Raw genomic sequence first — 22,656 nt, forward strand, 5'->3', positions numbered from 1 at the left:
ATGGGTTAAAGTTTTTTTACAATAGACGTGCAAGCGGTGTCTATAAGTTGAAATACCTTTTCAAAGCCATTGTCGTCCCAATAGGGGTCCGGCACTTCAATTACAGGTAATTCTACCTCCGTAAGTAATAACTTCACTTTTTTAGCATCATCAGGAGAATCGGCTAAATTTAGAATGTTGTTAAGATTGCTACGGTCCATAGCATAAATTACATCAAATTTTTTAAAATCCGACTTTTGAAATTGACGACAACGCTGATTTTCTATATTCAGTCCATGTTTCTTGGCAACGGCAATAGAGCGCGGGTCCGGTGGGTTGCCAATGTGGTAACCTCCCGTTCCGGCAGAATCTACAAAAACGTTTTCCGGGTCAACTTTAGCCTGTAGAATGCCTTCCGCCAATGGCGACCGGCAAATATTGCCAAGGCATACCATTAAGACTTTGGTTTTCATAAGGATTTAAGAAAATTTCTTGGTAAGGTCTTCTATGTATTTTCTGAATTGCTTATCGGTCTCTGCTAGGTTATCAACCGTTTTACAAGCGTGCAGTACGGTAGCATGGTCTCTTTTTCCTATTTGTGAACCTATACTGGCCAATGATGCCTTGGTAAACTTTTTGGCAAAAAACATAGCCAACTGTCTGGCCTGTACAATGTGGCGCTTTCTAGTTTTGGATTGAAGCGTTGCCACATCCATCTCAAAGTAATCTGAAACTACTTTTTGGATATAATCTATGGAAACTTCACGTTTGGTGTTCTTAACGAACTTCTCAACTACTTGCTGGGCCAGTTCTAAAGTAACTTCCTTTTTATTGAAAGAAGATTGGGCTATTAATGAAATAATGGCACCTTCCAACTCACGAATATTGCTCTTAATGTGTTTAGCAACATAATCTATAATGTCGTCCGGCATTTCAACCCCATCTCTATATAGCTTGTTCTTAAGGATGGAAATTCGTGTTTCGTAATCCGGGTTCTGTAACTCTGCCGATAATCCCCATTTAAAACGGGACAATAAGCGTTGTTCAATATCCTGCATGTCTACCGGAGCTTTGTCCGAGGTTAGGATAACCTGCTTTCCGTTTTGGTGCAAATGATTGAATATGTGAAAGAAAACATCCTGTGTTCCCGATTTTCCACTTAAGAACTGAACATCATCAATAATAAGCACATCTATCAATTGATAGAAATGGATAAAATCGTTTCTGGTGTTCTTTTTTACGGATTCTATGTATTGTTGCGTAAATTTTTCTGCTGAAATATAAAGAACGGTACGCTCTGGGTACTTGTCCTTAATTTCAACCCCAATGGCGTGGGCCAAGTGAGTCTTTCCTAAACCAACACCGCCAAATACCAATAATGGGTTAAAAGAAGTGCCCCCGGGCTTATTGGCCACGGCCATACCTGCTGATCTGGCCAAACGGTTGGAGTCTCCTTCTAAGAAATTATCAAAATTATAATTGGGGTTAAGCTGGGATTCAATTTTTATGTTTCGAATACCGGGAATCACAAAAGGATTCTTGAGCTCTGGATTTTTTGATTTAATAGGAACGTCCATTTCTTGTGGACTCATTGTAGCTCTATTGGAACTTGGAATCTTTTCCGTAAAAGGCTCTTTGTTGCCATAGGTGTTTTCCATTCTAATGATGTACACCAATTTTGCGGTCTCACCTAACTCTTTGGTAAGGGCTACTTTTAATAATTTTACGTAATGCTCCTCTAGCCACTCATAAAAGAATTTACTGGGTACTTGAATACTCAAAGCATTATCAGATAACTTAATTGGTTTAATAGGTTCAAACCAAGTTTTGAATGCCTGCGGTTGAATATTGTCTTTAATAAAAGTTAAACAATTGTTCCATACGGAAATAGCAGTAACACCCATGTGAAAGTTTATCTTATTTTTGTTGGTTAGTGATTTCGTAAGTCGGTTGAAAGTATATGGGATAATCCTTACTTTCTCGGAGGGCAAATATGTGAACAAAAAAACTAAAAAAAAAATCAAACTCTATTGAATTTACCCTTTTTTTTTTGCATGTTCAGAACGCGAAAATCGAAATCTTTTAAAGATATAATTTTTACATGATAATATATGGGTTTTAACAAAATTTCTTTTAGAGTACGATATTCGGAAACAGACCAGATGGGAGTAGTGTATCACGGCAATTATGCGCAATACTTGGAGATGGGAAGGGTTGAGTGGTTACGGAGTAAAGGTATTTCTTACAAAAAAATGGAAGAAAACGGAATTATGCTACCAGTGGTTTCTTTGTCGTTGAACTACAAAAAATCAGCCTTTTACGATGACCTCATCAGCGTTGAAACTAGGCTTAAAAAAACACCTTCGGTTAGGATAGAATTTGACTATGTCATCCGTAATGAAAAGCAGGAAATTCTTGTAGAAGCAAATACGGTTTTAGTGTTTGTTGATAAGAAAAGTAAAAGGCCTATTAGGTGCCCCCAAAACATCTTGGAGATTATAATTGAAAATGAAAAATAAGTCATTTTTGTTGCATTGATAATTATCTAAATTTAAGTGTTGATATACGCATTTGAATTTGGTTTTTATTTTGTCTGATATATTTTTTATCATCCAATTGAGGGTGAACGAAACGAAAATATAAATACATGTGTTTAATGGGGTTAGAACAGTAAGTGATATTCAACCGATTTTTTGTGCAATTTAATGTCTATATAGCAATACCTAGGATTTAGTAATCGTTAAGTGTTTTCATAAAGTATTGAATTCACTTATATGTCTAAACTTTTAGTATATATATTCTTGTTTTGTTGCACAACTCTCACGGCGCAGTTAGACCTTAATTTAACGCAATCCGAATCGGTTTGTTCTTCGGATGGAAGCATTACGGCTCAAGCTAATGGTGGTACGGAACCTTATCAATATAGAATTAGTAATGGTCCTGAACTTAGAGGTTTTCAATCCTCTGGCACTTTCTTGGCCTTGCAGCCCGGAATATATGACGTAGAGGTCAGAGATGCCAGTTTTGATGTTTTTACAGCGTCTATAGAAGTTTTGGGCAGTTATACCTTACCTAGTCTTAATGTAGCTATAACGCCACCATCGTGCTCCACAAGTTCGGACGGAGAGGCTGTTCTTAATGGAAGTGATGGGAATTTGATAGGAACGACGGCATTTCCCACTTATAAATATCGTATTGTAGATTTAAGTACAACGCCCCAAACTATAATTCAGGAACAGAATTCGGATACCTTTACCAATCTATCAGAAGGAACATATACTTTTCAAATTGAAGATGGATGTCAAAATACGGTTAGTGAAACCGTAACTATTTCAGCCCCTTCTATTGAGGCGTTAGATGGTGCAATTGATTTTATTGAAAAAGTGGGTTGTGATACTTATGAGGCTGAGTATTCTTCTTATGGTCGCGGAGTTTATCCACATGATATCACGGTTACCGAGGATGGAACAGGAACTGTTATTTTTTCAGGGACCGTTGGTAGTGACACTTCATATCCTATTGGAACCAATTACGATTTTGGTACGGCCTATACAGCCAATATTGTTGATGCCTGTGGACAAACGGAGCGTATAAATTTTGCATATTCTGCTGATATTGACATGTGGCGTCAAAAATCATTGGACTGTTCAGGAAATACTTCGTTTTTTGTTTTTGCATCCTTGGCTTCCAATAGTGTTCAGGAAAAGAGTGTACTGGTGCCGGCAACATTAACGTTGACCAATCAAACCGATGCGAGTGATGTTCTTGTTTACACGTTTACTGATCCTGATAATCTTGAGGCGGAAATTAGTCAGACTGATATTATGCTTGGGGCTACCTATGATGTTACTTTAGAAGATAGCTGTAGCACTACATTAAGCACCACTTTAACATTTGATCCTGTAGCACCTACTGTGTTTGAAGCTACTGTAAGACCTGAACGTGGGTGTATGGACGGAACAACGGGCATGTCCTTTCGTGTGAGAAATGGGGGGACAAATTACGGGCGGGTTACCATTCTATCCGGACCGGCAAGTTTTACTTCGGAAAGCGGAGTGGTTACAACGTATAGTTATCCTAGGGTATTTGAAAATATGAGCAACAGTTCTGTTTTTCCCGTAGCGTTTCCTCCTGGAAATTACGAAGCGGAAATTTCGGATGGCTGCGAATCCGGAAATGTAACTTTTGAGATTTTGCCTTCGGAAACTGTTCAACACGATTTTACATTGGATTTTTTACAAAGTTGTGGTAATTCCAATACTTTGATTATTAATCCAAATGAGATAAAAGCTTCTGGGTCATCATTTTATACGAATGTAAATGTGGTGAATTCGGATACGGGAAGTAATGTGTTTCGAGAGAGTATTTCCTTTTTTACGGAAGGAACCCCGGTAAGTGTACCTAATCTTCCACCAGGTAATTATCAGCTATTTCTAGAGTTTCAGAGTGGGGGTAGTTGTACTTCGGCGCTTCCATTTACTTGTCCTTGCGAACCTCAGACCGTTGATATTAATATTCCGGTATATGTTTCCACTTCGTTTGAAAACATAGTAGGGTATACCTGTACGGAGGGCTCGGGAGTTATTCTAGCGGAAGGATCCAATGGGGTAGCGCCTTATCAGTATGAAATTATTGATTCTTCAATTCCGGCAAATATCGGGCGAACTTCAACAGATGGTGTTTTTACGGGAACAGATGAAGGTACCTATACGATTAGAATTACCGATAGTTGTGGTAATTCTGCGGATGGTGCATTTGAAGTAACTCCTTACGTACCGGATTTAGTTGCTAATTGTGATGTAACGGGAACAAGGGTGACCTTAATGGCAAATCCCGTGCCGGATGCAGTATTTACTTGGATTGACTCCATGGGCACTACAGTACAGCAAGGCACGAGTAACGAACTTGTTTTTGACCCTTTTGACGCTTCTCAAGCAGGAGAATATACTTTGCAAGTGGCTGTTCCGGGATTAAGTTGTACGGTTTATAATGGTTCCGTTACCATACCCGATTCTCCTTGTCAAGCTAGTATAGATGTAAGTAAAACGGTTGTATCTGGTCCAGTATATAACAGTGCTACGGATGAATATACCGTTACATATAGGATTACGGCCGACAATAGTGGTGGGCTGGCTGGTGCGTATGATGTTGTGGATACGTTTATTCTAGGAATAGGATACACCTTAAATTCTGCAACTTTAGCTTATGGAGGAGAGAGCGATGGCATTGATGGAACTATTTTAAGTCCGTTTAACAGTGGAGATCAAATAATAACTTCGGAATCAATAGCGGGACTTCGTGCAGAAAGTTGGCTTGTAACCGCTATTTTTTCAGTAGATAAAAGTATTGTGGACCCAACCCAAAACTGTTCCAATGGTGGAGGGTTTAGGAATGATATAACCGCAACGGGAGATACGGACACTTCTAATAATAGCGCTTGTGTACCCGCGGCAATTGGAAACCTGGATATTACCAAGGATGGTGTTTACGTAGATTCAGATTCTAATGGTTTAACAAATATGGGAGACGCTATAAACTATACCTTTCTTGTGGTCAATACCGGTAACGAGATTATTTCGAATGTAATGGTGTCCGACCCACTTTTGGGAGGGGCAATATCTGGTCCTGCTTCTGGTGATGCCAATGGAGACGGAGCTTTGGATGTAACGGAGACATGGGTCTATAATGCATCGTACAGTATTACTCAGGCAGATATTGATAATGGCCAAGTAAATAACCTGGCTACCGCTAGTGGGGAAGATTCAAACGGAATTAATGTTGAAGGCACGTCTACAGATCCAACTCCTTGTGCCACGTGTACCATAGACCCGCTGTGTGTTGATTGTACAATGACGGCTTTGCCCAATACCCTTGATATTGCGGTAGCGAAAACCGTAAACTTGGATATTGTTGAGATAGAGGATGAAATATTTTTCACTATATCCGCTACAAATAATGGTGCGGTAACCGCAAATAATATTAGAATATTAGAAATACTTCCCAATGGATTTGAGTATATCACTCATATTACCTCGTTAGGAAATTACAGTTCTGCAACGGGCGTATGGGATATTCCTACGTTAGGCAATAGCCAAACTGCTAATCTAAATATTCAGGCGCGTGTAGTTGATGGGGCGGATTATGTAAACACAGCTCGGTTAACTGGTTTGGACGAAACGGATATAGACCCATCCAATGATGAAGCTAGTGTAGAAGTTGGTATTCGTGGAATAACTATTACCAAGGATGGTGTATATGTTGATTCCGATGCAGATGGTACAACCAATGTTGGGGATTCAGTTGCCTATACGTTTTCTGTAACCAATACAGGAACCGTGGAGCTAGCTAATATTGTGGTATCCGACCCACTGTTAGGAGGGGATGTAACAGCACTTCCTAGTGGAGACGTTAATGGAGATGGGCTTTTAAATACCTCTGAGACTTGGGTATATACGGTATCTTATGCAATTACACAAACCGATATAGATAATGGACAGGTAAATAACTTGGCTAGTGTTGCAGGGGAAGACTCCAATGGTATGGTTACAACAAATACTTCTACGGACCCTACCCCGTGCACGAGTTGTATTGTGGATACTTCTTGTATGGATTGTACTTTGACAGAACTTCCTATCTCCTATGTAGATTTAGCTTTGTCCAAGTCTGTGGATGCAAATTCTGCCGCAGTTGGAGACGAGGTAAATTTCACTATGACCGCACGTAATATTGGAACAGCTAGCGCTAGTAATATATCTATAACCGAAAGAATTCCTAATGGTTATTCCTATATTGAACACACAACAACGGCAGGGATTTATAATGTGTCTAGTGCTTTGTGGGATATTGAAACCTTAAGTAGCGGTCAATCCGCTGAACTGAATATACGGGTACGTGTTGTAGAAGCTACCGATTATTTAAATATCATAAGATTGATTCATGTAGACCAACCGGATACAGATGTTTCAAATGATGAAGCCAGCGCCCAGGTTGAAATTGACGAACCTGTTTGTCCTATCAATATTTTTAACGTCATTACACCAAATGGTGATGGTGCCCACGATGTTTTTCAAATTGCTTGTATTGAGAATTACCCCAATAATAGATTGATGATATACAATAGATGGGGGATAAAGGTGTACGAGCAAGAAGGGTATGCCAATACTTGGACCGGCATTTCGGACGGTCGTTCCACCTATGAAAGAGATGAATTGTTACCTGTAGGAACCTATTATTATGTTCTTGATTTGGGAGATGGTTCACAGTCTAGGGCTGGATATCTGTATTTGACTAGGTAAAAGGGGTTATGAGGTAATTGGTTTAACACCGATCTTATGCAACCCTTCAAAAGCTTTTAATAGGCTCTTTGCATCTCTTTTTCTAATGGAAACTATGATTTTACAGTCCATTTCCATTTGTTGGGATACAATGTTGCATTGTTTTTGCTTTAAAATACGCATTACTTTATCCATTTCGGAGTACTCAAAGGAAAGCTCAAAGGAATCTTCAATAAGTCGCTCTTCAATTTTTGAAGCTTCTAAGGCCATTTGTGCCCCGGTTCGGTAGGCAGAAATTAGACCTCCAACACCTAATTTTGTACCTCCAAATATTCGGGCAACGGCTACTAATACATTCGTAACTTCAAAAGATTGGATTTGTCCGTAAATAGGCATTCCGGCGGAGTTGTTGGGCTCTCCATCATCGTTGGCGCGGTAGCTAGGTTGTTCAATTCCCATTTGCCATGCGTAGCATACATGGTTGGCGCCGGGATGTTTCTTTTTTAATGCATCAATTATATCTTTAACTTCTTCCTCGTTTTCAACGGGAAACGTATATCCAAAAAACTTGCTCTTTTTTTCTTTGAACAGAATTTCTTCGGAGGGTTTGGCTATAGTTTTATATGTATCGGTTATTTCATCCATTAGCCAAAAGCAACTAAAATTATACTGGTTATGGCCAAAGCAATACCGCTCCAGTTTTTAGGACTTATCTTTTCCTTAAATAAAAGAATCCCTAAAAGTGTTGTGAACATGACTATGGCTACATTGTTTATGGTAAATACAGAGGCGCTGTTCAAGGTGTCGTTTTGCAATGCTTTTAAAAGAAAATAGATGGAAAAATAGTTCACCAGACCAAGTGCAATTCCACCAAATAGTGTGTTTAGATTAAAATTTGAGCGCAAATCCTTAAGTTTAAAAATAGTAATTATGAATCCCATCAACGCGGCTGACGCAAACACGGTTGCGGAAAATATTGGATAATCCTCTTCTTTAATGTGTATTTCCTGTATGTATTTTAGGCTAGCATCAATTATACCGGACCCCAAAAATACTAGGGCAGGAAGTATAAGGGATGATTTTTTGAATTTTATGGAAGAATCTTTCACAGAAGCGAAATAAACCGCTGCCAGGGCAAGCAAAATTCCTATTACTTTAAAGGTTCCCAATTCTTCATTATACAATAACAGGCCAAAAATAACGGGAATCACAAATGACATTTTGGTGGCTACGGAGGTAACCGCAACACCCACCTTTTGTGAGGCCATGGCCATAAGGTTAAAGACTACAATGAAAAGTATACCTAGAATAAAAGTGCCTAAGAACCAAGGTTTTTCCGGTACTTCGGTTATTTGGGTTGTACCTTCATACCGTATAAGACCTACACTGCAGGCCACGAAATAATTGGCAACTATGGCAAAAAGCGTATTGACCTTAAAGCGGGTATATAGCTTAAAAATAATGAAGATGAGGCTAGATGCCAATATACTTAATGCAAGGAACGCCATCTTATAATTTTGATTTCAATTGAATGATATCTTCTTTGCCCACCTGAATATTCCAACAGGTAATGCCTAATTTTTCGGCGGCATCCGTATTTTCCTTGGTGTCATCTATAAAAAATGTTTCTTCGGCCTTGAGTCCGTTTTCGTCCAAAACAAATTGATAGATTTCCGCATTGGGTTTTCTTAGGTTGATTTCATGTGAGAGGTAAAACTTCTCAAATGGCTTTTTAAAGCGTGCATAGCGGTCCGCACCCATTTTTTGTTCTACATGGGTAATATGCAGCTCGTTGGTATTACTGAGTAGAAAAAGTCGGTAATCGCCTTCTGTAGCAAGCTTTTCAATAAACTCTAGTCGTTCCTCAGGAAAATCCAACAGCATGGAATTCCATATGTTTTCAATTTCTGCGGTATTTGCTTTGGGATATTGCTTTTGGAGTTGGGTTACGAACGCTTCGGAGGTCATGCCGCCAACTTCATAAATTCCGTTCAATTCCAATAGTTCCGGTGATAAATCTATGGAGCCTCCAAATTTTTCCATTTCTCGGAAGATGACGCCTTTATCCAAATTGATGAATACATCACCAAAATCAAAAATAATGTTCTTAATCATTGCTGTATATTTTTAGGGTGTCCGTCTCAATGAATTTAGTGCTGTTAAGCCTTCCTTTAAATTTTGGGGCAGCTATTCCTGATTTAAAATGACTCATGCCCGTAAAGACCCTTGCTTCATCCCATAGGCCGGAATCAATAAAAGTTTGCAGGGTTTGGCTTCCTCCTTCTATGAGAATACTGCTTATATTTTCTTGGTAAAGAACATCGCATATTTGCTGTGCTACGTCCTTATCAAAATTAATTTGATGATAGGTTACACTTGCATTGGGTTGGGTGGTCTTGACTGCTTCGGTTAAAACTAAAGTGTGCACGCTTCCATCCAAAACATGATAATCGCTACTAATTTTTAGTTTTCGGTCCAATATAACCCGAATAGGATTTTTACCGGTGTGCAGCCTAACATCCAATTTTGGGTTGTCCTCAATAACAGTGTTCGTGCCTACCAGAATACTTTGCTCCTCACTTCGCCATTGGTGTACCAGTTGTCTGGAATATGAATTTGTAATCCAAAAGGGCTCGGGGTCGGTGGCCCGTTCTTCTTTTTTCGGAGCGATAAAACCGTCTGCAGTCTCCGCCCATTTTAAAATAATGTAAGGGCGTTTATTTTCTTGAAAAGTTAGAAATCGGCGGTGGTGCGTACGGCATTCGTTTTCCAGACACCCCGTTAACACTTCACTTCCGGCATCTTTGAGCTTTTGAATACCTTTGCCTGCTACTTTCGTGTGCGGGTCTTTTAATCCAATGACAATTTTGGGTATACCATGCTTGGCAATCAAATCTGCACAAGGCGGTGTTTTTCCATAATGGGAGCAGGGTTCCAAGGTTACGTAAATGGTGGCTTCTTTAAGAAGTGATTGGTCTACTACGGAATTTATAGCGTTCACTTCGGCATGTGGCCCACCGTACGGACTGGTGAAACCTTCACCAATAATAATATCGTTATGAACAATTACAGCACCTACCATAGGGTTTGGGGCTGTGGTTCCTAAACCGTTTTTTGCTATTTCCAAACAGCGAAGCATATAGGTTTCGTCTTTGGATATTGTGGTTTTTGATTTGGATTTATTGGTGGACATAAACTTTGTTTGCGGTGTTTTAGATACTTAGCATGCGCACATTTCTACGTATCTTCACACTGTAAAAATAGAATTTTATTTGTTGGAAATGGGTGTAGTGAACATTCGCGCTATAAGAAAAGAGGATAATGCCAAAGTAGCCGCATTGATTCGTAAGGTGTTAGTGGATTTAGGGGCGCCAAAGGTAGGCACGGCTTACGCCGATGTAACCCTTGGCAGCATGTTCGAAAATTATGAAAAACCGCGTGCCGCATATTTTGTGGTGGAAGAAAACAGTACTATTTTAGGCTGCGCAGGAATTGCACAACTGGATAACTGCGAGGATAACATTTGCGAACTCCAAAAGATGTATTTTTTGGAAGAAGCCCGCGGACGTGGGATTGGCGCTGAAATGCTGCAAAAATGTTTGGAGAAAGCAAAAGAATTTAATTTTGATAGCATCTATCTAGAGACTATGCCCTATATGAAAGCCGCCCAAAAACTTTATGTAAAAATGGGATTTGAATATATAGATAAACCGCTAGGCGATACGGGACACTATTCCTGTCCGGTGTATATGCTCGCTAAATTGTAATGTATAGCCCCAATAACAATGGTTTTAAGAGAAATAAAGAATATTTATCATAAAGAATTGGATGCCCTGTATCCAAAGGAAGAAGTAGATAGTTTCTTCTATTTGCTTATAGACCATTATTTGCAATTGGAGCGTTTTGTACTTGCCTTACAGCCCAATTTAACGTTGACAAAAGAAGAGGAGCAACCGCTTTTTGAGGCTCTGGCCGGTTTAAAATTACATCGTCCGGTTCAATATATTATGGGGAGTACAACTTTTATGGATCTTGATTTTAAAGTGAACGAAAATGTGCTTATCCCAAGACCGGAAACTGAAGATTTGGTCCGTTGGATTGTTGAGGAGGTTGGGAATAGTACTTTAAAAGGTGAAAGTATACGGATTTTGGATATCGGGACCGGCAGTGGCTGTATTGCTATCTCGTTGGCAAAGCTACTGCCACAGGCTAAAGTTTCCGCTTTGGATATTTTAGAAAAAGCATTGCAAACAGCAAAAAAGAATGCGGAAATTAACTCGGTTAAGGTTGAATTTATTCAAGCTGATATTTTGAATTTGGATGGGTTTGCTTCGGATTTTGATATCATTGTTTCCAATCCACCTTATGTGCGCGAACTAGAAAAGCGGGAGATGCACAAAAATGTTCTAGAACATGAGCCGGATATGGCACTTTTCGTTTCAGATGAAAATCCATTACTATTTTACGAGGCCATAACAAAACTGGCCAAAGAAAGTTTTTCGGAAAAGGGTAGGCTCTTTTTTGAAATCAACCAGTATTTGGCAAAAGAAACGGAAGCACTTTTACGGGAATATAATTTTTCAGAAATTGAGGTCCGAAAAGATATATTTGGTAATGACCGAATGACAAAGGGAGTTTTGGGGTAATTCGCCTTGAACAAAAACTTCAAACAGATATTAAATTAGAGTAACACTGAACAGGAAATGCAGATAAAAGAACAGATAGAATCCCTTCGTCAAGAATTGCGAGAGCACAACCATAATTATTATGTGCTTGATAATGCCACCATAACCGATTATGAGTTTGATGTAAAACTAAAGGAGCTGCAAACGCTTGAAGCAAAGCATCCGGAATTTTACGATGCCAGCTCTCCCACTTTGCGTGTGGGTGGTGGTGTTACCAAAAATTTTGAAACGGTTGTTCATAATGAGCGCATGTATTCTTTGGATAATTCCTATTCCAAAGAAGATTTAGAGGATTGGGAAAAGCGCATGCAGCGTATCTTGGGTGATGCCCAAGTAGAATTTGTTTGTGAGCTAAAATACGATGGAGCGTCTATCAGCATTACCTATGAGGATGGAAAATTGGTAAGAGCGGTTACAAGGGGAGACGGTTTTCAGGGCGATGATGTAACTACTAATGTAAAAACCATAAAGTCCGTACCGTTGCAGCTAAAAGGTGATTATCCACCTAAATTTGATATCCGTGGAGAAATTGTATTGCCGTTTGAAGGTTTTGCGCAAATGAATGCAGAGCGTGTCGAAAATGGTGAAGAACCTTATATGAACCCTAGAAATACGGCTTCGGGAAGTTTAAAGTTACAGGATAGTTCGGCAGTTGCGCAAAGGCCGTTAGATTGTCTGTTGTACAGTATTGTAGGAAAGGACACGGGAATAAGCTCCCAATGGCAAATGCTTGAAAAAGCCCGTGAATGGGGTTTTAAAGTCCCCGAAGTAGCAAAACTTTGCAAGACAACGGATGAAGTTATGGCATTTGTTAACGAATGGGATTCAGGAAGGCACAATCTTCCTTACGAAACCGATGGTGTCGTGGTAAAGATTAATAGTCTGCAGCATCAGGATGAACTAGGTTTCACTTCCAAATCACCTAGGTGGGCCATGGCCTATAAGTTTAAGGCGGAACAAGTTTCTACACATCTAAACGAAATCACCTATCAGGTAGGGCGTACGGGCTCCATAACACCTGTGGCTAATTTGGAACCTGTTCTTCTAGCTGGAACCACGGTAAAAAGGGCTTCGCTGCACAATGCCGATCAGATTGCAAAGTTCGATATTCGTGAAGGTGATACTGTATTCGTTGAAAAAGGAGGAGAAATCATACCAAAAATAGTGGGTGTTGATTTTACAAAACGTCCACAAGATTCAGAACCTACCCAATATATTATACATTGTCCCGAATGTCATGAGGAATTGGTCCGTACCGAAGGTGATGCCAAGCATTACTGTGTAAATTTTTATGGATGCCCACCTCAAATTACCGGGCGAATCCAGCATTTTATTTCCCGTAAGGCCATGGATATTGAAGGCTTGGGTAGTGAGACTGTAGAGTTGCTCTACAAAGAAGGGCTCATAAACAATTATGCCGATTTATATACACTCACAAAAGAGCAAGTACTGCCTTTGGAACGAATGGCTGAGAAGTCCGCCGAAAATTTGGTTCAAGGTGTTGCAGAGTCGGTAAAGATTCCTTTTGAGCGTGTGCTTTTTGCTTTAGGAATTCGTTTTGTTGGGGAAACCGTTGCCAAGAAATTGGCAAGAGCCTATAAGAATATTGATGCCTTGATGGCTGCATCGGAAGAGAGCCTCATTGCCGTTGATGAAATTGGCGGACGAATTGCCAGTTCCGTAGTGGAGTTTTTCAACAATGATACCAACCGTGAAATTATAGCTCGCTTAAAGACTTATGGATTACAGTTTTCCCTTTCCGAGGAGCAATTGGAAAATCAAACGGACAAACTAAAAGGGCTTACCATTGTGGTTTCAGGAGTTTTTGAGACGGTAAGTCGCGATGAACTTAAGAAAATAATTGAAGCGAACGGAGGTAAGGTTGGCTCAAGTATATCCTCAAAAACAGCCTATTTGGTAGCTGGAGACAAAATGGGACCTAGCAAACGGACCAAAGCAGAATCTTTAAATGTGCCTATCGTTACTGAGGGAGAGTTCTTGGAAATGGTAAAGTAGTTGGTCCAGAAGTAGGGTGTTTTTATAACAGCTCTTTTTTATTTGTTGATTTATAAAGACAATAGTGTATAGTCAGTAATAGAATTGTACAGAACAAGTATGCTGCAAAGTACGTGTTTTCACCCAGTCCAAGTTGTGGGTAATAGACAAAGCAGAATACAATGTTAGCGAATGTAATTGTTGTAAAAACAAGCATCATTCGCCAATTTTTCAATAAGCTATTGTAATCGTTTTTGCTTTTTAAAAAGGTTAGGTCGCTTCCAAAAAGCTGCATGAACATGGGCCAAACAAAAAGTAGGGGTAAGGCAAATAGTCGCGATTCCCTTGCAAAAGCGGTTAAAAAGACAATCGGTGTATTGATAGCTACGGTGAGTAGAAAGGCAAAAACAAACTTGTTCTGCCAACTAGGTCTGTTTTTTCTTTTTAAATAGAAATAGGTAAAGTAAAGAAACAGTCCTAAGGTAATAAAAATGGACACGACGGATTCAACGCTGTTCTTAATACTTTCAATATTCTCTAGAAAACAGGAATATCTACTGGCCATCTCAATATGGGTTGCGTGTAGCAACTTTTGATGGTAAATAAAAAAGACCACGTAGCACCCGTAGAAAAAAGTAGGTAGCAGAATAAGTAGGGCGTATTTTTTTAAGTTCGAAAAAATATTTTTTCCAAGATGATTTTCGGTGTTGGGAAGAAACAAGACCAATGCTGGGAGTAATAAAATACTAGTTTCACGGGCCACTAGGGCCAAGCTGAATAAGATAATATACCAAAGCCACTTACGGCGCACAAAGGCAATTAGTGCGAGAAGAAGAAAACAATATTGTAAAGGTTCATCATAAGTAAATACAGGAGGGAAAAATGCAAATAACACTGAAAATGACGTGAAAAATACCATCATATTGGTTAAACCGTGGGTTTTGGAAGCCTTGAGAACCCGGGAAAGCTTGTACACTAAAACACCACTGCAACCCAGCAACAAAAAATTAACCAAGATAAAAGCGTAGCCAGCTTTAAGCCCAAATATCTTTTGTGAGGATTCTATTAAAAATGTAGTTAACGGCCTTCGGGCAAAAGGGGCTATCTCCTTATGGTAATTGATTTGTGATTTTAGAAAAACATGGGAGATACGCGTATTGTTTTCGTTAAGCATACTGTCCACGCTGGGCAACATATGTATGCCCAATATGGTTAGGGCGCAGAGTAATGCCATTACATAGGGCAATGGCCTCCAGGGTAGTAAGCTTCGGGATAGTTGAACCATTAAAGCGCACAGTTAATTTCAATCGAAATTAGGTATTTTTGTGTAGGAAAAAACAAATGACACTATAAATAGATGGCAGTACCTACAAGTTACCAAGATTTTACAGAAACATTAACCCATGCAACCCCACCTACAGATTGGCCCGATGCATTGAAAGCTATGTGGTTTGCCGCGACCGATAATTGGGAGGCTTCACATGATATAGCGCAAGATATGTTCAATGAAACGGGGAGTTGGATTCACGCTTATCTTCATAGGGTAGAAGGAGATAAGTTTAATGCGGGCTATTGGTATAGGAAAGCAGGAAAACCTTTTCCGAATATATCATTGGAGCAAGAGCTTCAGGAGATTACAACCAATTTGTTGGAAAGGTAGTTAGGTCAGGTCTTTCTTAAAACATACACTATTTTCCATTCCCGCATACTGGCCGTAATTGGGAATCACTTGATAATTGCTTTTTTTGTAAAGAGCGATAGCCTCCGGTTGACGTTTTCCTGTTTCTAGGATGCAACTTTCATATCCGGATTCTGCAGCCCATTTTTCTAGTTCCGTTAAGATGCGGGTAGCAATACCTTTTCCCCGGATTTCAGGTGAAACATACATGCGTTTCACTTCCACAGAAGTAGGGTTGAATTCTTTTATGGCTCCGCAGCCTACAGGAACATCGTTTATAAAAGCAATAACAACCTGATTTAAATTTTCTATTCCGTTATATTGATGATAAAACTCATGTTCGTCCCCATCCGTTTGGCTTAAATAGGCGTCTAACTTGGCCACTAAGCCTGGAAAATGTTCATTTTGATATGTGGTCCGTTCAATTTTAATCATGCTTATACATTTATGGATATACCTGTGGCATTGCTGTTTTTTGAACCATCAAAATAAAAATCAATTCTACCCAGATTTATACCGAAGCACCCCACTTGGTTCACCAAAACATTTCTTCCCAACTTATTCTCTACGATAGTAGGCTTGTCTAGAAATGTGTGGGTGTGGCCCCCAATAATCAAATCTGTATATTCCAATGCGGCGGCCAAGGTTACATCTTGAGGTTTTTGCTTATTTTTATATTCATAGCCCAAATGGGACAGGCATACTATTAAATCGCAATTTTCCTCGTTTTTCAAAGCGCGCTCGGTATCCTGTGCTATTTCAAAAGGCTCTAAATATTGGGTTTCTTTATACAGTTTTTTAGTAACTAGGCCATTCAACTCAATGCCTAGACCGTAAACCCCTATTTTAATGCCATCAACTGTATAGATTTTGTAAGGCTTCACTTGCCCGTTCATGACCGTGTTGCTAAAATCATAATTGGCATTGATCATCTCAAAATTGGCATTGGGCATTTGGGCCAAAAGTCCGTTAATACCATTGTCAAAATCATGGTTTCCAATAGTTGCCGCATCATAATTAAGCATACTCATTAGCTTAAATTCCAGCTCACCACCATAGAAATTGAAATAAGGTGTACCCTGAAAAATATCGCCTGCATCAAAAAGCAAGGTATTCGGGTTTTCCTTTCTAATAGCATCAACCAAGGTAGCTCTCCTGGCCAATCCTCCTAAATTGGGAAATTCAGAATGATCGGTGGGGAAGGGGTCTATATGGCTGTGAACATCATTGGTGTGTAAAATGGTAATATGCTTTTTTACATCGTCAAAACAAGAACTTAGAGAAAGTCCGCCCAGCCCCACAAGGGCACTGGAAGCCGTAGTATTTTTGATGAATTTCCTTCTGTTCATAAAAGCTTGTCTTTTTTACTTTTGTAGTTTAATGAACCTGTTATCAACAATGGGCTTAAGGGTGTCTACTTTTTTAAAGTAGTCTATCATGGCATTTCTGATTAAATAATCGGTATTTATAATTTTTAGAGCCTCCTTAAAGAACACCATACTATCCCCACCGTTTACTAAATAATTAGATGTAGCTACGTAATATGCTTTGTTTGTGTCCAAAGGTTTGCCTTGTATGGAAATGGATTTTATTTCGTTTTCCGCATCCAAGGTCAGTTGCAACCCGGAAATGGGATGGGCGCGACCGGAATCTCTTAAATAGGCCGCTAATTTTAGGATAGAACTGCCTTTAAGTTCTGCAACAACAATAGAATTTTCAAAAGGCATTACTTCATAGGCCGTTCTTGAAGAAACGTTTCCTTTTGATATTAAGGAGCGAATACCACCGTGATTCAATAAAACAAGATCAATTGAATGTCCTGTTCTTGATTTGAATATGGGATTAGCTTCGGAAAATACAATGTCTGCCATAAGGTTTCCGGCAGTGGTGTTAAGAGCTCCGTCTGTTTTGGAAATAGGATAGGGGGCGTAGGCCAGAGTGCTGTCCAGTACATGGTTTATCCTTTCCCTGTAGGGCTTTACAAGAGTTTCAATGCTTTCTGTAGTTGCCAGTGAATTGTCAATAGGAACTTGTTTTGCATCTATTTTTTGAAGCGTAGGGTGTTGCTCGCTGCAAGAATGCAAAAATGTTAATGTTGTAAATATAACAAAGTGTTTTATTTTTAAAACCATATTTCGTTTTATCTTAGCGCCATATTATGCGTGGAGATTCTTTACATTTGTAGAAGCCATTCCATTTTTGCATACCAGAATGGTTCAAAATGTAAAAGTACATGTTTAAGGGAATAAAAGATAAGTTCAAATACAAATCGAGCGTTAAATTTCTGAAACAAGAACTGGCTAAAGATCCGCCGGTAATTGAAAGAAGTAAAGGTATTACTTCAATTGGTTGCATTGTAGATCTGGACAGTTTTGATGATGCGAACCAGTTTTATGCGTTCGTAGAAGATTATAATTTGCGACCGAATGCGGTAAAGATTATTGGTTATAAAAGTTATTACGACAAAAATTCGCCGTATGCCACCCCTGTTTTTTCGGATAAGGACCTTGGGTGGAACGGAGCTATAGAAAATAGTTACGCACTTGAATTTTTAAGTAGGGAGTATGATTTGCTCGTAAACTATTATACCTCCGATAATTTATTGCTACAGTTGATGAGCGTAAAAACTAGGGCCCGGTTTCGTGTAGGTTTCAAAGATGTGGATCTCATGTATAATGATTTGATAATGGATTCACCATTGAAAGATTTTAAGACCTTTAAATCGGAGCTTAAAAAATACCTTGGTGTATTAAACGAAATTGAATAATGAAGCAATTAATTGGTACAGGTGTGGCGTTGATCACTCCGTTCAAAACAGATTTTTCAGTAGACGTAGATGCTTTGCATAATATCGTTAATTACTGTGTGGACGGTGGTGTGGATTATTTGGTGGTATTAGGTACCACTGGTGAATCCGTAACACTTACTAAGGCCGAAAAACAGTTGGTTATTGATACGGTTACTATTGCCAATGCAGGCAGATTACCTTTGGTAGTTGGTGTAGGTGGTAATAATACGGTTGCCGTTATTGAGGAATTACAGAATTTAGACCTCACCAATTTTGATGCTGTTCTGTCAGTATCTCCCTATTATAACAGGCCAACACAAGAAGGCATCTATCAACACTTTAAGGCAATTGCCCAAGTGTCTCCAAAACCTATCATACTTTATAATGTGCCAGGAAGGACAGGTAGCAATATGCTTCCGGAAACCGTTGTACGTTTAGCTAATGATGTAGATAACATTGTAGCTATTAAAGAAGCCTCCGGAAACTTGATGCAAGTACAGGAGCTGATCAAAGGATGTCCCAAGGGATTCCATGTAATTTCAGGAGATGATGCTACGGCCTTAGCTACAGTGCTTGCTGGTGGTTCTGGGGTTATTTCTGTAATAGGGCAAGGACTACCTGCGGAGTTTTCCAATATGATTAGATCGGGATTGGACCGTAAGGTAGATGAAGCTTATAGACAGCATTATGAGCTTCAAGATGGTATGGGATTGATTTTCCAAGAGGGTAACCCTGCGGGAATAAAAGCTATTTTTGAGGTTTTAGGTCTTGCCAATGCCGGTGTTAGACTTCCGCTCATGGAAGCCTCCGAAAACTTGAAAAAAAGTATTGCAGACTTTGTAAAACCTTTTAAGGTTTTTGCCTAAGTGGTGTTAAATCTTCCCCAAAAGCATTGGTACAAGGGTTCTAGAATGCTATTTTTAGCTACTTTATTTTTTGTTTTTTATATCCGTTCGGAATCCGTAATTTTGCAAAATGCTTTTTAAAATGAGGTTATTAGCCCCTGTCTTATTGCTCGCTCTTATGACACAGTCATGTAGCGAATATCAGAAGGTACTTAAAAATGAAGAAGTTAAGCCCAAGTATGACCTGGCTCAGAAATTCTATGAGGAAGGTGATATGAAAAGGGCCAATCGTCTTTTTGAACAAATAGCACCTAAATATATCGGTAAGCCCCAGGGCGAACGTGTCATGTTTTTCTTGGCAGATACCTATTTCCAGAGGAAAGATTATAATATGGCGGGCTATCAGTTTGAACGTTTTGTGAAATCTTACCCTAAAAGTGATAAAGTTGGGGAGGCTTCTTTTTTAGGAGCTAAAAGTTATTTTGAACTTTCGCCATCGTATTCTTTGGATCAAACGGATACGGATAAGGCCTTGGCAAAATTGCAACTTTTCATCAACTCATATCCAGATTCTGAATATTTTGCCGAAGCGAACGCAATGGCAAAGGAGCTGACAACTAAAAAAGAACTAAAGGCGTATGAAATTGCCAAGCAGTTTAATAAATTGGGTCAGTTTGATTATACGTTCCTTACACCTGCAGTAGCAGCATTTGATAATTTTGTTTCGGATTTCCCGGGATCTATTTATCGTGAAGATGCCATGTTCTATAGGTTTGAATCTGCTTCAAGGTTTGCCTTGAATAGTTTTGAAAGATTGCAGGAAGAGCGTTTAAAAGAAGCTATTGCCGACTATAACGCATTAAAAAAGCAGTTCCCTAAAACAAAATATGCTGATAAGGCAGATAAGATACTTGAAAAAGTACAGTTACAATTACAGGGTTTTACCCAAGAGAAAGAAGCAAAATAAATTAGTTTGACTATGAATATGAACGATCTTAAGAATTCGAACGCTCCAGTGTCCACAGTAACGATTAACAAAAATGAGTTTGACCGTCCAACGGATAACATCTATGAAGCAATTTCAATTGCGGCTAAAAGAGCGGTACAGATCAATTCTGAAATTAAGAAAGAACTTTTAGAAAAGTTAGAGGAATTTGCTACGTATAGCGATAGCTTAGAGGAAGTTTTTGAGAATAAAGAGCAGATTGAAGTATCTAAGTTCTACGAAAAGTTACCTAAACCACATGCTCTGGCAGTAGAGGAGTGGTTAAATGACAAAATTTATCACAGAAATACGGAGAAAGACCAGTAATATATGCTAGGCGGTAAGAACATCCTTTTAGGCATTACCGGAGGGATTGCCGCTTATAAAACTACTTTTCTCGTACGTTTACTGATTAAAGCTGGCGCCAATGTCAAAATTATTTTGACGGAGAGCGCCAGCTCTTTTGTTTCCCCACTTACCTTAGCAACCCTTTCCAAGAACCCGGTGCTTTCTTCTTTTGTGAAAGAGGAAGAGGGCGCAACAGAATGGAACAATCATGTGGAATTGGGGCTCTGGGCAGATTTAATGCTGGTTGCTCCAGCAACGGCAAACACTCTTTCTAAAATGGCTGCGGGTACCTGCGATAATTTATTGCTCGCTACGTATTTGTCTGCTAAATGTCCTGTTTTCTTTGCGCCTGCAATGGATTTGGATATGTACAAGCATCCATCCTCTAAGAATTCTTTTGAGAAATTACAGTCTTTTGGGAATGTTATGATCCCGGCAACTTCTGGGGAACTGGCAAGTGGTCTCCATGGAGAAGGGCGCATGGCGGAGCCGGAAGATATTCTTGAGTTTGTTAAGGGCTATTTAAAAAAGGGACTTCCGCTTAGCGGAAAGAAAGTGCTCATTACAGCCGGGCCTACCTATGAGGCTATTGATCCTGTACGTTTTATTGGTAATCACGCTTCCGGGCAAATGGGGTATGAGCTGGCTTCGGTTGCGGCTAATCTAGGAGCTGAAGTAATCTTGGTGTCTGGGCCTTCTAAGTTTTCGGTTACACATGAATCAATAGACCTAAAAAAAGTTACCTCGGCTGAGGAAATGTACAATGAGGTGCATTTACATTATAAGGAGGTAGATATTGCTATTTGTGCCGCTGCGGTAGCAGATTACAGACCAAAAACTGTTGCAGACCAGAAGATAAAGAAGAAGGTAACCGAGTTTTCTATTGAATTGGTAAAAACCAAAGATATCTTGCTTTCACTGGGCGATCAAAAGCACAAACAGTTTTTAGTGGGGTTTGCTCTAGAGACAGAAAATGAGTTGGAGAACGCTAAAATTAAGCTTAAAAAGAAGAATTTAGATGCAATTGTTCTTAATTCACTGAACGACAAAGGGGCTGGTTTTGGAAAACCTACGAACAAAATTACTTTTATAGATAAGAATTCATCAATTAAGCCGTTTGAACTAAAGACAAAGGCGGAGGTTGCCAAAGACATTTTTGACGAAATCTTGAAAAGATACCATGCGTAACTTCATTTTTTTACTTTTAGGTTTATTCTTTATGGTGTCCGTATCGGCACAGGAAATGAACTGCGTTGTTACTATAAACGCCGATCAGGTATCGCAGACCAATCAGCAGATATTTAGTACGTTAGAACGGTCTCTGAACGATTTTGTCAATAAGAATAAATGGACGAATCGTACCTTCAAGGAAAATGAGCGTATTAATACGCAAATGTTCATTACCATTACCAAGTACGAATCCAATCGTTTTGAAGGGAACATCCAGATACAATCTTCACGGCCTGTTTTTAATACATCTTATGAAACGCCTGTTTTTAATTACAAGGACAATCAGTTGAATTTTGAGTATATAGAGTTTCAACCTTTGGTGTTCAATGAAAACGTATTCGAATCTAATTTAATTAGTGTGGTGTCTTACTACGTGTATATTATTTTAGGGTTGGATGCAGATACTTTTTCTTTGGAAGGCGGCACGGAATATTTTAGAAAGGCACAACAAATTACAACACAGGCACAAAGTAGTAATTATGCAGGCTGGGATCAGAATAGTGATCGCAGTAGGTTTGAGCTCGTGGATAATCTTTTGTCCAATACGTATCGCGAATATCGTATTGCCATGTATAACTACCATCGTAAGGGATTGGATATTTTGGGCGATAACAACAGTACGGGAAAACAGGTTATTGCCGGTACTATGAAATTGTTTGAAACTATGATCAAGCGTAGGCCCAATGCTTTTCTGGTCCAGACTTTTTTTGATGCCAAATCAGACGAGATTCAGAATATTTTCTCTGATGGTCCAAAAGTGGATATCGTTCAGTTGAAAGAAACACTTAATAGTATAGCGCCATTATACTCCAGTACTTGGAACGATATTAAGTACTAGTTGTTTCCGTA

At 39.3% G+C, this 22,656-nt stretch carries 22 protein-coding genes; 12 read left to right on the forward strand and 10 right to left on the reverse strand.

The window, feature by feature from the left end; translation table 11 throughout:
• Window positions 1–5: 5 nt before the first annotated feature.
• Window positions 6–452 carry a low molecular weight protein-tyrosine-phosphatase gene (locus SJY45_RS01585; protein WP_303405895.1) on the reverse strand — a complete coding sequence of 149 codons (447 nt, stop codon included), beginning with the start codon at window positions 450–452 and terminating at the stop codon, window positions 6–8.
• A gap of 6 nt (window positions 453–458) precedes the next feature.
• The gene (dnaA, locus tag SJY45_RS01590; protein WP_215439036.1) at window positions 459–1,883 is read right to left on the reverse strand and encodes a chromosomal replication initiator protein DnaA; all 1,425 of its coding nucleotides are present in this window, start codon (window positions 1,881–1,883) and stop codon (window positions 459–461) included.
• A 207-nt stretch (window positions 1,884–2,090) separates the two neighbouring features.
• Here dnaA and SJY45_RS01595 point away from each other — a divergent pair, with 207 nt between their 5' ends.
• A complete protein-coding gene (locus tag SJY45_RS01595) occupies window positions 2,091–2,498 on the forward strand; it encodes an acyl-CoA thioesterase (RefSeq protein WP_400073034.1) in 408 nt (135 codons plus the stop codon).
• A gap of 255 nt (window positions 2,499–2,753) precedes the next feature.
• Window positions 2,754–7,274 carry a gliding motility-associated C-terminal domain-containing protein gene (locus SJY45_RS01600; RefSeq protein ID WP_400073035.1) on the forward strand — a complete coding sequence of 1,507 codons (4,521 nt, stop codon included), beginning with the start codon at window positions 2,754–2,756 and terminating at the stop codon, window positions 7,272–7,274.
• A 6-nt stretch (window positions 7,275–7,280) separates the two neighbouring features.
• Here SJY45_RS01600 and SJY45_RS01605 read toward each other — a convergent pair whose 3' ends face one another.
• From SJY45_RS01605 to ribD, 4 genes are read right to left on the reverse strand one after another with little or no spacing between them, the layout of a single operon-like run.
• Window positions 7,281–7,898: an IMPACT family protein gene (locus SJY45_RS01605; RefSeq protein WP_400073036.1), complete on the reverse strand. Its 618-nt coding sequence runs from the start codon at window positions 7,896–7,898 to the stop codon at window positions 7,281–7,283.
• Complete coding sequence (locus SJY45_RS01610) at window positions 7,898–8,761, reverse strand: EamA family transporter (protein WP_400073037.1); 864 nt, start codon at window positions 8,759–8,761, stop codon at window positions 7,898–7,900. The genes SJY45_RS01605 and SJY45_RS01610 overlap by 1 nt, the downstream gene beginning before the upstream one ends.
• A gap of 1 nt (window position 8,762) precedes the next feature.
• Window positions 8,763–9,368, reverse strand: coding sequence for an HAD family hydrolase (locus SJY45_RS01615; RefSeq protein ID WP_400073038.1), 606 nt, complete (start codon window positions 9,366–9,368; stop codon window positions 8,763–8,765).
• The gene (gene ribD / locus SJY45_RS01620) at window positions 9,361–10,446 is read right to left on the reverse strand and encodes a bifunctional diaminohydroxyphosphoribosylaminopyrimidine deaminase/5-amino-6-(5-phosphoribosylamino)uracil reductase RibD (RefSeq protein WP_400073039.1); all 1,086 of its coding nucleotides are present in this window, start codon (window positions 10,444–10,446) and stop codon (window positions 9,361–9,363) included. The genes SJY45_RS01615 and ribD overlap by 8 nt, the downstream gene beginning before the upstream one ends.
• Before the next feature lie 88 nt (window positions 10,447–10,534).
• Between ribD and SJY45_RS01625 the strand changes: the two genes are divergently transcribed.
• Genes SJY45_RS01625 through ligA form a run of 3 tightly spaced genes read left to right on the forward strand, consistent with a single transcriptional unit; the run spans window position 10,535 to window position 13,954 of the window.
• Complete coding sequence (locus SJY45_RS01625; protein WP_400073040.1) at window positions 10,535–11,020, forward strand: GNAT family N-acetyltransferase; 486 nt, start codon at window positions 10,535–10,537, stop codon at window positions 11,018–11,020.
• 18 nt (window positions 11,021–11,038) lie between these two features.
• Window positions 11,039–11,899 (forward strand): peptide chain release factor N(5)-glutamine methyltransferase, encoded by an 861-nt coding sequence (gene prmC, locus SJY45_RS01630; RefSeq protein WP_400073041.1) that lies wholly within the window; start codon window positions 11,039–11,041, stop codon window positions 11,897–11,899.
• Window positions 11,900–11,956: 57 nt separating this feature from the next.
• On the forward strand, window positions 11,957–13,954 hold the full coding sequence (ligA, locus tag SJY45_RS01635; RefSeq protein WP_215914583.1) for an NAD-dependent DNA ligase LigA: 1,998 nt from the start codon (window positions 11,957–11,959) through the stop codon (window positions 13,952–13,954).
• Window positions 13,955–13,976: 22 nt separating this feature from the next.
• Here the strand turns inward: ligA and SJY45_RS01640 are convergent, their stop codons facing one another.
• Window positions 13,977–15,218: a hypothetical protein gene (locus tag SJY45_RS01640; RefSeq protein WP_400073042.1), complete on the reverse strand. Its 1,242-nt coding sequence runs from the start codon at window positions 15,216–15,218 to the stop codon at window positions 13,977–13,979.
• A gap of 72 nt (window positions 15,219–15,290) precedes the next feature.
• Between SJY45_RS01640 and SJY45_RS01645 the strand changes: the two genes are divergently transcribed.
• Complete coding sequence (locus SJY45_RS01645; protein ID WP_215439047.1) at window positions 15,291–15,593, forward strand: hypothetical protein; 303 nt, start codon at window positions 15,291–15,293, stop codon at window positions 15,591–15,593.
• On the opposite strand, the gene SJY45_RS01650 is transcribed toward SJY45_RS01645, so the two are convergent.
• From SJY45_RS01650 to SJY45_RS01660, 3 genes are read right to left on the reverse strand one after another with little or no spacing between them, the layout of a single operon-like run.
• Window positions 15,594–16,046: a GNAT family N-acetyltransferase gene (locus SJY45_RS01650; RefSeq protein WP_215439048.1), complete on the reverse strand. Its 453-nt coding sequence runs from the start codon at window positions 16,044–16,046 to the stop codon at window positions 15,594–15,596.
• 2 nt (window positions 16,047–16,048) lie between these two features.
• Window positions 16,049–16,960 carry a bifunctional metallophosphatase/5'-nucleotidase gene (locus SJY45_RS01655; protein ID WP_400073043.1) on the reverse strand — a complete coding sequence of 304 codons (912 nt, stop codon included), beginning with the start codon at window positions 16,958–16,960 and terminating at the stop codon, window positions 16,049–16,051.
• Between the two features lie 15 nt (window positions 16,961–16,975).
• Window positions 16,976–17,695 (reverse strand): 5'-nucleotidase C-terminal domain-containing protein, encoded by a 720-nt coding sequence (locus SJY45_RS01660; RefSeq protein WP_400073044.1) that lies wholly within the window; start codon window positions 17,693–17,695, stop codon window positions 16,976–16,978.
• Window positions 17,696–17,844: 149 nt separating this feature from the next.
• Between SJY45_RS01660 and SJY45_RS01665 the strand changes: the two genes are divergently transcribed.
• The 6 genes from SJY45_RS01665 (at window position 17,845) to SJY45_RS01690 (ending at window position 22,645) form a co-directional block, all read left to right on the forward strand.
• Window positions 17,845–18,378, forward strand: coding sequence for a DUF6913 domain-containing protein (locus SJY45_RS01665; protein WP_215439051.1), 534 nt, complete (start codon window positions 17,845–17,847; stop codon window positions 18,376–18,378).
• Window positions 18,378–19,265, forward strand: coding sequence for a 4-hydroxy-tetrahydrodipicolinate synthase (gene dapA, locus SJY45_RS01670; protein WP_400073045.1), 888 nt, complete (start codon window positions 18,378–18,380; stop codon window positions 19,263–19,265). The genes SJY45_RS01665 and dapA overlap by 1 nt, the downstream gene beginning before the upstream one ends.
• A 121-nt stretch (window positions 19,266–19,386) precedes the next feature.
• A complete protein-coding gene (locus SJY45_RS01675) occupies window positions 19,387–20,211 on the forward strand; it encodes an outer membrane protein assembly factor BamD (RefSeq protein ID WP_246560469.1) in 825 nt (274 codons plus the stop codon).
• A gap of 12 nt (window positions 20,212–20,223) precedes the next feature.
• Entirely contained in the window at window positions 20,224–20,556 is a 333-nt protein-coding gene (locus SJY45_RS01680; RefSeq protein WP_197057960.1) for a DNA-directed RNA polymerase subunit omega, read from the forward strand.
• Window positions 20,557–20,559: 3 nt separating this feature from the next.
• Window positions 20,560–21,765 (forward strand): bifunctional phosphopantothenoylcysteine decarboxylase/phosphopantothenate--cysteine ligase CoaBC, encoded by a 1,206-nt coding sequence (gene coaBC / locus SJY45_RS01685; RefSeq protein ID WP_400073046.1) that lies wholly within the window; start codon window positions 20,560–20,562, stop codon window positions 21,763–21,765.
• Complete coding sequence (locus tag SJY45_RS01690) at window positions 21,758–22,645, forward strand: DUF4835 family protein (RefSeq protein WP_400073047.1); 888 nt, start codon at window positions 21,758–21,760, stop codon at window positions 22,643–22,645. Before coaBC ends, SJY45_RS01690 begins: the two co-directional genes overlap by 8 nt.
• The last annotated feature ends 11 nt before the right edge of the window (window positions 22,646–22,656 follow it).

Source organism: Zobellia russellii, assembly GCF_044597075.1.
In the GTDB taxonomy this organism is placed as follows: Bacteria; Bacteroidota; Bacteroidia; order Flavobacteriales; family Flavobacteriaceae; genus Zobellia; species Zobellia russellii.